This is a genomic window from Komagataeibacter swingsii, from assembly GCF_003207895.1.
GTDB classification, from domain to species: domain Bacteria; phylum Pseudomonadota; class Alphaproteobacteria; order Acetobacterales; family Acetobacteraceae; genus Komagataeibacter; species Komagataeibacter swingsii.
In genome coordinates this window covers 18,805-30,036 of the sequence record NZ_NKUB01000030.1, presented here as the reverse complement: position 1 = coordinate 30,036, position 11,232 = coordinate 18,805, and the positions used below count along the sequence as shown (strand labels likewise).

The following is an 11,232-nucleotide window of genomic DNA, read 5'->3' as shown; positions in this document are numbered from 1 at the left end:
TGGGCATGAAGTCTGGCCTCCTCCGCCAGTCTTCATCTTGAATCACATCACATGCCCTTTGGAAATCCTGCGATTCAAGCTATTCGCAGCGTGCTCTAAAGGCTGTTTGAAAACAAACTGTTGATAAAAAAACAAAAGTTTTTGGGTGCCGCCTTTTTTCAAAAAGGCGGCGTTCTTTCGAAGCTTCTGCAAAAAGCTTAACCAAAAATTTCCTTTGATTTTAAAGCGCTCTCATAAGCTGACTTTTCAAACAGTCTCTTATACTTTCAGTTTCCTATAAAACTGAAAGATCACGACCGTTTCGTATCAAATCCATTGAACAGCCATCTATCCGCATAAGTCCATCAGGTTGATACTTTGAAATGGCTGTCTGCAAGCGCCCGACGGGATTGACCCCTGCATCGTGGAATCTGGCAACGCCACGCGTCCAGCAAGCTGCCAGGGACCTGAATGGATGATTGAATATCCCGCAGTATTTTCTTTCGGGCAGCGGATGTCTGGCATATGCCGCACTCAAGGCCCTGACAAATATTCAGCTATTGGCCAGACCACAATGTGGTTTTGAAATAAGGATTGGCACTGTCTTTTCTGACCTGAGATTCCGTAAACCAATTCCCTGGGAAACAGGCAGTTCAAGATGGTCTGACAGGCGAAACGGCGGAAAACCGCCGATCAATGCATATTGTTGCCCGCCTGTGCAGCGCGCATGCTGTGATACAGCAGGATATCCGGACCACAATTTTCCGGCGGGTCGCTACACAGGCTCATGCCGGCCCCGCCAAAAACCTGCCGGGCAACGATATCATTTTCACGGACATAGGAAATGACGCGCCCCACCCCGACCTGATGTGCAAAGGCCAGCGCCATGCTGGTGGCCTGCCGTGACAGGGCCGTATCACGCGCATGGGGCAGGATGGCGAACTGCAGTTCATGGCAGTCTGGCGTGGTGGTGGAAGGCTGCACGCCTGCAAGGCCGATAAAACGGTCCTGCTGGCGCACGGTAAACATCCCCACGCCTTCGCGTCCCCATGTCATGAGATCGGTCATCATGTCCTGTTCACTCAGGACACGGCCGCACACGCCGCCGGCCAGCCGGCCTGTCACACCGGCGCTGGCCTTGAGCCGGACCACATCTTCCAGATCGGCCCAGGAGACCGGGTCAAGCTGTAGGTGGCCGGTCTGTATATGATATCGACATCCCATGACTGCCTCCATCGTGGCAGGTGCATGCACCTGACCGGTATTGAAGGCAGATAATGTTGCCGATGGCAAATGGAATCAGCGTTCGATGGGGCGGTACTTGATGCGGCTCGGTTCGGTTGCATCAGGGCCAAGGCGACGGCGCTTGTCTTCCTCATAAGCCTGGAAGTTGCCCTCGAACCACTCGACGTGGCTGTCCCCTTCAAACGCAAGGATATGGGTCGCCAGACGGTCAAGGAACCAGCGGTCATGGCTGATGATGACCGCGCAGCCCGCGAATTCGGCCAGGGCCTCCTCCAGTGCGCGCAGGGTATCAACGTCAAGGTCGTTGGTCGGCTCATCCAGCAGGATGACATTGCTTTCCTGCCGCAGCATCTTGGCCAGGTGGACGCGGTTGCGCTCGCCACCCGACAGCACACCCACCTTCTTCTGCTGGTCCGGCCCCTTGAAGTTGAAGGCCCCGACATAGGCGCGCGACGGCACGGCCCGCTTGCCCAGATAGATGACATCCGTCCCGCCGGAGATTTCCTCCCACACGGTCTTGTTGTCATCCAGGCTGAAGCGCGACTGGTCCACATAGCCCAGCTTCACGGTCTCACCGATGGTAAGCGACCCGCTATCGGGTGTTTCCTGTCCCATGATCATCTTGAACAGGGTGGACTTGCCCGCGCCGTTCGGCCCGATCACGCCCACGATGCCGCCCGGCGGCAGCTTGAAGCTCAGGTCATCGATCAGCAGGCGGTTGCCGAAGCCCTTGCGCAGGTCCTCGGCCTCGATCACCGTGCCGCCAAGGCGCGGCCCGGGCGGGATGATGATGTCGGCAACACCGCCGCCCTTCTCGTTGTTCCGGGCCAGCATTTCCTCATAGCGCGCGATACGCGACTTGCTCTTGGCCTGGCGGGCCTTGGGCGAGGAGCCGATCCATTCCTGCTCGGCGGCAAGGGCGCGCTGGCGGGCACTTTCTTCCTTCTCTTCCTGCGCCAGGCGCTTGCGCTTCTGTTCCAGCCAGGAGGAGTAGTTGCCCTCGAACGGATAGCCACGGCCACGTTCGAGTTCGAGAATCCAGTTGGTGACGTTGTCGAGGAAGTAACGGTCATGGGTAATGACCATCACGGTGCCTTCGTAATCACGCAGCGTCTTTTCCAGCCACGACACGCTTTCCGCATCAAGGTGGTTGGTCGGCTCATCGAGCAGCAGCAGGTCCGGCTTTTCCAGCAGCAGGCGGCACAGGGCCACGCGGCGGCGCTCCCCACCGGAAAGCTTGTCCACGGGGCTGTCGGCGGGCGGGCAGCGCAGGGCTTCCAGCGCGATTTCCAGCTTGCGGTCCAGTTCCCAGCCATCGCCCGCGTCGATCACTTCCTGCAGTTCGGCCTGTTCGGCCAGCAGGGTGTTCATCTCGTCATCGGACATGGGTTCGGCGAACTTCATCGAAATCTCGTTGAAGCGGTCCACGGCCCTTTTCAGCGCACCAAAGCCTAGGGCCACGTTTTCGCCAACCGTCAGGCTTTCATCCAGCTTGGGTTCCTGCTCTAGGTAGCCCACGCGCGCGCCTTCGGCCGCCCATGCCTCGCCGCCGAATTCCTTTTCCACGCCCGCCATGATCTTGAGCAGCGTGGACTTGCCGGCGCCATTGACCCCCAGCACGCCAATCTTGACGCCGGGCAGGAAGGACAGCGTAATCCCCTTGAAGACTTCACGCCCACCCGGATACGCCTTGGTCAGGTCCTTCATCACATAGACATATTGCGTGGCGGCCATGACGGTCGGCTCCTGATAAACTGAAAGAAAAAATGGCAACTCGCCCGCACCGCCGGACTGGCACGGGGCCATGACCGCTGTGCTGCATGCCAAAAGCCTGCGCCCGGCAGGACTTGAACCCGCAACCAAGCCGTTATGAGCGGCCCGCTCTAACCAATTGAGCTACGGGCGCGCAGGCAGCCCCTGATCTCGCGCATGTGGAGGGATTTGGCAAGATCCACGTGCCTTTTTCCGCGTAATTTTTTCCATCCCGCGGGCGATGCCGCCATAAAAAAACAACTTCATGATCTGGCTCATGGCCGGGCATCCTGCCACGGAACATGACTTGCGCAGGAAACGGTGGGAGATGTACCGTCACTCCCCGTTAATTCATGCCGCAACACCCCGGGGCGGCCCTTAACGCACATGCAGGCAGCAGGAGGCCTGAACAGTAATGGACGTATCGAAGATTTCCCCCGGCAAGGACGTACCCAACGACATCAACGTCGTGATCGAGATCCCGCAGGGTTCAGGCGTCAAGTACGAGATCGACAAGGACAGCGGCGCGCTGGTGGTGGACCGCATCCTGTTCACGCCCATGGTCTATCCCGCTGCCTATGGCTTCATTCCCAACACGCTGGCCGCCGATGGCGACCCGACCGATGCGCTGGTGCTGATGCCCGCCGCCGTCGTGCCGGGTGTGGTGGTGCGCGCGCGCCCCATCGGCGTGCTGCGCATGGAAGACGAAAGCGGGCAGGATGAAAAGATCATCTGCGTGCCGCATGACAAGGTGCATCCCTACTACGCCAAGGTGGAGAAGCTGGAAGACCTGCCCGAGATCGTGCTGAAGGAAATCGAGCATTTCTTCACCCGCTACAAGGACCTGGAAAAGGGCAAGTGGGTCAAGGTCGCAGGCTGGGCCGACAAGAAGGTCGCGGGCGAAGTGATCCTTGAATCCGTCAAGGCCGTGGCCGGCAAGTAAGCCACGCCCTGCTGTCCGCCGGGCCACGCGGCCCGGTGGTCACGCAACGGCATCGGCCGGCGCGGCGCGGGCCATGCCGCCCGCAAGCTGGCCGATCAGCCGGTGATAGCGCGCCATGTAGGCGTGCATGTCCAGCGTGCGTTCCGCCTGCGCGCGGACACCCGCCCGCAGCCTGCGCGCCAGACGCCTGTCTTCCAGCAGTTCCAGCACGCCTTCGGCAATCCGCCGGGGTTCAAGGAACGGCACCAGCCGCGCCGTCCTGCCGTCGCGCAGGAATTCCTCGACCGGCGGCGTCCGGCTTCCCACGATGGCGCAGCCACACGCCATCGCCTCACGCAGCGACCATGACGCCACGAACGGGTATGTCAGGTAGACATGCGCATCCGATCGCTGCAGCAGGCGACAGAAATCACCATACCCGACCTTTCCCGCGAAATGGACGCGCCCCGTATCCAGCGTGGCGCCCAGTTCCGCCAGCATGTGCTGCCGCCACGTCCGGCCACCCGGCGCGCGACCGCCGTAGCTTACGCCATCGCCCCCGACCACGATCACGCGCGCGTCGCCACGTTCGCGCAGGATATGCGGCAGGGCGCGCATGAAGACGTGAAACCCGCGATAGGGTTCGAGGTCGCGGGCGATGTAGGTGACCAGCTTTTCATCCGTACCCACATGGATATCCCCCAGCACGAAGGGCCGCGTGGCCGCCTGCGGGTCAGGGGCGCACCGGTCCAGATCCACCCCTTCGGGCAGGAGTGTTATGCGTGCGCGCGCCCAGTCGGGATAAGTGTCGCGCTGGAACCGGGTGGGGCAATGCCCCCAGCCTGAGCCGGCAAGGGCCAGCAGGTTCAGCGTGTTGCGCGCCCGGACCAGGGGGGCAACGCCAGCGGCGGGGGCAAATTCCGGGTCAAAGCCCACATCCAGCCCGGTGGGATGGTAGAAGAATTCGTAATATCCCAGCATCGGCACATCGGGATAGACATCGGCCAGTTCCAGCATCTCGCCCCAACCATGGTGGCCGATGATGATGTCGGGCACGTAACCCAGCCCGCGCAGCGTGCGGGCCGCGCGCGCCACCTCGGCCGCGCGCTGCATGGCGCGGGCCAGTTCGGCCACTGGGGCCGGGGCCGCCATCCGCACGGGCGGCGGCAGGCGGTAGGATACCCGCCGCACGCCGGGCATATGCCCCTGTCCCGTCTCGCTTATGAAAACGATTTCATTCCCGCCCCGCGCCCGCAGGTCACGCAGCAGGTGCACGAACTGGGCAGGGAAATTCTGATGCACGAACAGGTATTTCATCCCCTGCCGCCCCGGCTGCTCCCCCGGCATGGATGCTGCCTGCGCGGCCATGCCGTTCGGGCCGGGCATGCCGGATGGGTGTTGCGTGCAGGCGGGTCGTAAATGCTCACGATCCCGCCATTGTGCGTGGCTGCCGCCCCGCCTTGCGGCGTCGTTCGCGCGGCGGGGCGGCAACTGCGGATGCGGATGTCGCGACATTCCTTTCGGGCCTGCGGTGCCACCACGGCACGGGCTGGTCGGGGCCGACTCCGGTTTCGGGTTTGTCGGGCCGGGCCGCCGGCACGCGCGCGGGCGGGGTGCGCCTGCCCCGCCGCACGCGGGGGGCGGGCGCGGAGGCCGGTTCGTCCCGGGACATGGTCGCCCGCACCGGATCTTCCGCCCCGCCTTCGGCGCGCGTGGATGGCGGCGGGACAGCCTGCCGGGGCAGGATTTCAATCCGGAAGGCTTCCAGCGGCGCGTGCGAGGGCGCCATGACCGATGCGTCCTCCAGCGGGCCAAGGCGGGTGCCATCGGTAAAGCAGGCTTCGATATGGCAGGTAAACCGCCGCGCGGCGTCCCCCTTCAGCCGGACCCGCAGGCCAAGCAGGGGCAGCGCCATGCCCCGGCTGCCACAATAGGCCCCGCCTTCCACCCAAGGCGAAAACCAGTCCGCGCCCAGAATGGCCTGATATTCCATGTCACTCGCGGCAAGGCCGGAAGCCGGCTGGATGGCGAACCCTTCCAGCCACTGCCCGCTGCCCCCCTTGCCCATCCATGCCCCGAGGGGCGCGCTGACATCGCCCCGGCCCTGGATATGGGCGACCATGCCGCCGGCATCGATTTCCCCGGCCCCCGCCACTGGCGCCGGGGCGGCAACGGCCACATCGGGCATTTTCGGGCCGGACAGCCTGACCACCTGCAGGCCCGGCAGGGCGGCCCCGTCACGCGCCGGGTCGCGATAGGTGGTGACCAGCACCACGCCCCCGCCATCAGGCATGCGGACAAGGACAGCCCCGCCCTGCGCGCCCATCCAGCCATCCGCGTCGAACGCACTGACCCGCGCACCGTCCATGCCGGGCGGCACGGTCACGCGCATGCCCGACAGGGGGCCGAACCCGGCGCCCGCGGGGGCTGATGCATGGAAAATGCAATACATGCCACCTTCCAGCCGCATAAGCTGCGCGCTGGCCTGTATGTCACCCATCTGCGGGGCGGTCCCTGCGGCCTCCATTACCGGTATCCCGCCACAAGCAGGCATGACACCGCACGCGCGGGGACTGGGGCAATAACGATCAAGACGGGCCTCTTTCGCTCAAATCATGGATGGACTCTGTCCGTGGCGGAATGCCCGGCCCGGGCATAAGACAGCAAAAACGTATTCAATTGGTGAACGGGCAGTCCCAGCGGCAGACACGTCCCCCGCCCCGTCGCACGGATACGGGCCGCGACGGCGCCAAGGTCAAACGCCACGCAGCGCAATCCCGCCTGCCAGAGCCGGGTCAGGGTGAAACACCATGTCTCGGGACAGACGGAAGGCACGAACCCCACATCCCCCGCCGCCCCGCGCAGCAGGGAAACCGCTTCTTCCCCTTCATATCGCCCGGTAATGAACACCCGCCCGGTTTCCAGCAGGGCCGCGTCATCGGATGTATGGCCCACCACGATGAATTCCAGCGGCAGGTCGCGCGCCCGCGCGTCCCGCGCGGCCACCAGCATGATCCCATGCCCCTTGTCCGGCCCGATGCCCCCCGCCACCACGACCCGGCACCGGCCGTTGCGTGGCGGCAGGCCGGTCGCGGGCCGGTCCGCGCAGGCTACGGCAAACTGGCGCAGGGACAGGGCGGGACGGTCATCTTCCAGCACGGATATTTCACACGGGACATCCGGGATGTAACGCGCCAGCCTGCGCGCCACATCCGCCGACGGCACGACCACACGCCGCGCCCCGGCAAGTTCACGCGCCGTGATGCGGCGCAGGCGGTCCACATCCGTCTCATCCACCAGGGAACCCAGCGCCCCGACACAAGCCCGGCAGCCGGCCACATCCGGTTCCCCACAATACCGCCCCGCCGGCCCCACCAGCGTAATGCGCGGGCAGATACCGGCATAATCATGCACATGCCGGTCATAGGGCACATCCAGCCGCGCGCACAGCTCACGCACCCGCGCACCATGGCCCAGATGGTGGTGCACCTCGACCAGGCGCAGGCCGAGTGCCCGCAGCAGCGCCACCAGCGCCTCCCCCTGTGCCGGCCATGCAAAATGCAGCGCCGGACACGGATCGCCCGGCGCGCCGTCACGCAGCGTGAACCCATCCCCCGCCGGTTCCAGCACAAGCGGGCGGCAGCCCGCCTGCCCCCACTGCCGCGCGCGATGGGCCACCACGCGGGCCACGCCCCCCATCGCGTCATGGGTCACCAGCAGCACCGCGCCCTCATGCCCTGAGCGGCGCATGGCACGACGCCACACCAGAAGCGACAGGCGCTGGCGCGCCAGCGCCAGCGGGTCCGCCGCGATATGCGCCTGCACCAGTGCGTCATAACCGGGGAACAGCCGGTTCAGCATCCACAGGTTGCGCTGCTGCAACGCCCTGCGCTGCGCCCCGAATGACACGCCACCCACATGCCCCACGAACACGCCCGCCGCCGCCCTGTGCCGCCAGCCCGCCAGCCGGGCGCGCATGGAAAAATCGTTTTCCTCCCCGTATCCCCGGCCATAGAATTCGGGGCGGAACAGGCCGGTCTGGCGCAGGCAGTCATGGCGGACCAGCATGCAGAAACCATGCGCAGTGGGGATTTCCACATCCTGCCCCCCATTGGCATGCAGGCTGGCCGCCATGAGCCGGTGGACCGTCTCCATGTCACAGGGCCAGGGCACCTCCGGCTCGGGCCATGTCAGGATGGAGGCATCGTTGGACAGGGGAGTGACCGTGCCCGTATCAACCCGCGCGTAAGCCACGCGCAGCATTTCATCCAGCCAGCCGGGGGCCAGCAGCGTGTCGCTGTTCAGCAGCACGACATCCATGCCATCCGCGTCGGACAGGGCGGTATTGACCGCCGCCGGATACCCCATATTGGCCGCATGCCGCCGCAGGCTGATCCGCCCCGCCCCCGCCAGATCATCCAGCGCCAAGGCAAGTGCCGGCTCCGGCGTCGCATCGTCCACCACCATGATATCCGTGGCCGTGCCATCGGATCGCCGGTCCAGCGTGTCGAACACGCTGTTCAGGCAGGCCAGCGTACGCACCCGGTCGGCATAGACCGGGATCACCACCCGGCAGCGCGCCGCGCGCCGGGGGATCCGGTCGGGAATGCGCACCCGCCGCCGCATGGTGGGAAACACCCGCCGCGCCCGGGGCAGGCATACCGGCAGGGGCGCGCCGGTCAACTGCCGCCCGCCAGGCAAGGCGACATGCACCATACCCTGAGGCGCGAGATCGGCCCACGCCATGCCAAACCCCCAGACCGGCGTGCCCGGACCCGCGATATCGTCCCATCCGGTCCCCCACTGCCGCGACAGGACAGGGGAACGCCGGCCATGGACATCATCGGATATGGACAGCGCGGGTGGTCGATCGGGCCGCGCGGGCATGAAGGCCCAGCCTGCCAGGCCCTGCCCATCGGGCATGACCGCGCCGGCTACATGCAACAGCGCCGCCCGGTCCGGTCGTGCGCCCAGCAGGGGCGAGCCGTCATACTGCACCACGATATCACGGGCCTGCCGCCAGTACCGGGCCAGCTTCGCGCGCTGCCCGTCATGCTTCCGGGGCGTCCATGCCTGACCATCCAGTATCACATCCGGCGCGCGCCCCTCCGGCAACCCGCCCCAATGCAGCACGCCATCGGGGTCCAGCGCGCACCAGCCACGCAACGCCATATGCCGGCACACCAGCCCCGCCGGAATGCGCAGGCCAGGATCAAAGCCGTAACAGGTAAAAAAGCGCTCCAGCACGCGGGCGGCGCGTGGCCACGCACGCGCCACGCAAAGGGCCAGCACCAGCAGGCGCAGCCCCGCGCGGAACTCCCCCGCAGCCATGACCGTTTCAACCGCGCTGGCCGCGCCAGTTCCGTCACCAGCACCCAGCCGGGCGCTGGCCAGCGCGTACTGCACCCCCCTGTCAGTCGGGGCCAGACGGGCCGCACGTTCCATCCATGCCAGCGCCAGCCCATGCTGCCCCTGTCCGGCCAGATGGCGCGCATGCAGCATGGCACCCGCGACATCCGCGCCTGGTCCCGCCGCCCCGCCCGTTTCACGTTGGGGCATGTTCATCCGTACGGGTCATATGGTCCAGTTCATCACGCGCGGCCCGCACGCCGCACGCCGCCGCCTGTTCCAGCCAGTAACGGGCACGCGCACGGTCCATGGGGCCAGCCAGCCCCCTTGCCAGATACCGGCCCAGCATGAGCTGCGACAGGGCATTGCCCCCTTCGGCCCCCTGCGTGAACCAGTGCAGCGCCAGCCCCCGGTCCGGCGGCAGGTCATGGCCGCCGCCATACATCGCGCCAAGGGAAAACATGGCCTCAGTCCGCCCCGACCGGGCGGCGCGATGGTACAGCGCCAGCGCGCCCGCATGGTCGCGCGGGCCACCCCGCCCTTCCAGCCGCAACTGCGCGGCCGCCACGCAGGCCTCGGCCAGGCCGTGTCCGGCGGCGCGTTCCAGCCAGTGACGGGCATGGGCCACGTCCGTCGCCACGCCCTCCCCGTCCAGCAGCATGCGTCCATACCAGTATTCGGCATTGACCACGCCCGCATTGGCCGCGCGCTCCATCCACGACGCGGCCTGCACCGGATCGGTTACGCCCCCCACCCCGCCACGCAGGCAGACCGCAAGGTTGAAGGCGGCGACCGGATCCCCCGCCTGCGCCGCGGGCAGGAAATCGGGCAGCGGCAGGCCGGGATCGGAATGTGCCTGCTGTCCCTGCGCCACCAGCGCGGCGGCAAGGTCGGTCATGGCGGCGACATCACCCAGTTCAGCCGCCCGTGCCAGCCAGTGACGGGCCTGTTCCGGATCGGCCGCCGTCCCGCGCCCGTGCATGTACAGCAAAGCCAGCATGCGACAGGCCACCGCATGATCCTGTTCCGCCGCCCGATGGTACCAGATCAGGGCTTCATGATCGCCGGGAAGGGCGGCTTCCCCATGCGCATGCAGATCCCCCAGCAGGGCCGCCGCCTCCCGGTCGCCCGCAAGGGCGGCACGGCGCAGCCATGTCTCGGCTGTCATGGCGTTGCGCGGCCTGCCGTCCATATCCTCCAGCAGCAGGGCGCCGTACCGCGCCTGCGCGGGGCGCACGCCCTGCGCGGCGGCACAGGCATACCAGTGTTCCGCCCGCGCCCGGTCCGGCGGCAGGCCCCAGCCCCGTTCATGCAGCAGGCCCAGCATGTACTGCGCGGTGGACAGTCCGCTATCCGCCGCGCGGATCAGGGCCGCCACCGCGTCGGGATCAGTCCCCGGCGACTGGTCCGATGCCGCCAGATGGGTAACCGCCAGCCCGAGATCACCCTGCGGGCAACCGGCGCGCGCCGCGCGTTCGCACCACATCCGCGCCGCCTGCGGGTCGCGCATGGATTGCGGGCCGGTCGCCAGCAGGTACCCATACAGGGCCTGCGCATCGGGCAGGCCGCCTTCGGCCGCCTGCCGCGCCCAGCCGGCCGCGGCCTCCGGGTCGGGCCAGCGGTCGATGCCACCGGGCCATGACGCGGGCAGCAGGCCATCGGCCCCCCTGTGGTCCCCCCCATGGCCCGGCGGGTCAACCAGCAGCATCAGGGCCAGGGAAAAGCTGGCCTCCACATGCCCCGCGCGCGCGGCCGTGTGCATCCAGCGCACGCCTTCGACCGGACTGCGCGGGACGCCGCTGCCATCAAGGTAGGCACGCGCCACCTGATACTGCGCCGCCACCATGCCGCCGCGCGCAAGGCGTGCCAGCAGGGCGAATCCCTGCGCCGAACGCCCCTCGTGTTCCAGCAGGCGGCACGCATGGCGGAAACGGGCCGCGGGCGTGATCCCCCCCAGCAGGCCGGACAGAAACTTGCGCACCAAC

Annotated in this window: 8 protein-coding genes and 1 tRNA gene; 1 reads left to right on the top strand and 8 read right to left on the bottom strand. The window is 66.6% G+C overall.

The genetic code is table 11. From position 1 onward, the window contains the following. Positions 1-672 precede the first annotated feature (672 nt). From CFR76_RS14795 to CFR76_RS18740, 4 genes are all read right to left on the bottom strand, one after another. A complete protein-coding gene (locus tag CFR76_RS14795) occupies positions 673-1,215 on the bottom strand; it encodes a GNAT family N-acetyltransferase (protein ID WP_110557687.1) in 543 nt (180 codons plus the stop codon). 63 nt (positions 1,216-1,278) lie between these two features. Next, positions 1,279-2,958: an energy-dependent translational throttle protein EttA gene (gene ettA / locus CFR76_RS14790; protein ID WP_110557686.1), complete on the bottom strand. Its 1,680-nt coding sequence runs from the start codon at positions 2,956-2,958 to the stop codon at positions 1,279-1,281. A gap of 98 nt (positions 2,959-3,056) precedes the next feature. Then, positions 3,057-3,130, bottom strand: a tRNA-Ile gene (locus tag CFR76_RS14785). Beyond that, on the bottom strand, positions 3,121-3,255 hold the full coding sequence (locus tag CFR76_RS18740) for a hypothetical protein (protein ID WP_264986387.1): 135 nt from the start codon (positions 3,253-3,255) through the stop codon (positions 3,121-3,123). Before CFR76_RS18740 ends, CFR76_RS14785 begins: the two co-directional genes overlap by 10 nt. A gap of 136 nt (positions 3,256-3,391) precedes the next feature. On the opposite strand from CFR76_RS18740, the gene ppa reads away from it, so the two are divergent. After that, positions 3,392-3,919 (top strand): inorganic diphosphatase, encoded by a 528-nt coding sequence (gene ppa / locus CFR76_RS14780; RefSeq protein WP_025439680.1) that lies wholly within the window; start codon positions 3,392-3,394, stop codon positions 3,917-3,919. Positions 3,920-3,958: 39 nt separating this feature from the next. Here the strand turns inward: ppa and CFR76_RS14775 are convergent, their stop codons facing one another. The 4 genes from CFR76_RS14775 to CFR76_RS14760 all read right to left on the bottom strand — a co-directional run bounded on the left by CFR76_RS14775 (position 3,959) and on the right by CFR76_RS14760 (position 11,231). Beyond that, on the bottom strand, positions 3,959-5,215 hold the full coding sequence (locus CFR76_RS14775; RefSeq protein WP_110557691.1) for a glycosyltransferase: 1,257 nt from the start codon (positions 5,213-5,215) through the stop codon (positions 3,959-3,961). Positions 5,216-5,321: 106 nt separating this feature from the next. Then, complete coding sequence (locus CFR76_RS14770) at positions 5,322-6,425, bottom strand: hypothetical protein (protein WP_110557685.1); 1,104 nt, start codon at positions 6,423-6,425, stop codon at positions 5,322-5,324. Positions 6,426-6,511: 86 nt separating this feature from the next. Next, positions 6,512-9,457, bottom strand: a complete 2,946-nt coding sequence (locus tag CFR76_RS14765; RefSeq protein WP_110557690.1) for a glycosyltransferase — start codon at positions 9,455-9,457, stop codon at positions 6,512-6,514. Then, the gene (locus CFR76_RS14760) at positions 9,444-11,231 is read right to left on the bottom strand and encodes a tetratricopeptide repeat protein (RefSeq protein ID WP_110557684.1); all 1,788 of its coding nucleotides are present in this window, start codon (positions 11,229-11,231) and stop codon (positions 9,444-9,446) included. Before CFR76_RS14760 ends, CFR76_RS14765 begins: the two co-directional genes overlap by 14 nt. Position 11,232: the final 1 nt, after the last annotated feature.

Bases quoted from the DNA above. Each gene is read 5' to 3' on its own strand.
- CFR76_RS14795 (WP_110557687.1), bottom strand. From the start codon at position 1,215: ATGGAGGCAGTCATGGGATGTCGATATCATATACAGACCGGCCACCTA.
- ettA (WP_110557686.1), bottom strand. From the start codon at position 2,958: ATGGCCGCCACGCAATATGTCTATGTGATGAAGGACCTGACCAAGGCG.
- CFR76_RS18740 (WP_264986387.1), bottom strand. From the start codon at position 3,255: ATGAGCCAGATCATGAAGTTGTTTTTTTATGGCGGCATCGCCCGCGGG.
- ppa (WP_025439680.1), top strand. From the start codon at position 3,392: ATGGACGTATCGAAGATTTCCCCCGGCAAGGACGTACCCAACGACATC.
- CFR76_RS14775 (WP_110557691.1), bottom strand. From the start codon at position 5,215: ATGAAATACCTGTTCGTGCATCAGAATTTCCCTGCCCAGTTCGTGCAC.
- CFR76_RS14770 (WP_110557685.1), bottom strand. From the start codon at position 6,425: ATGGAGGCCGCAGGGACCGCCCCGCAGATGGGTGACATACAGGCCAGC.
- CFR76_RS14765 (WP_110557690.1), bottom strand. From the start codon at position 9,457: ATGCCCCAACGTGAAACGGGCGGGGCGGCGGGACCAGGCGCGGATGTC.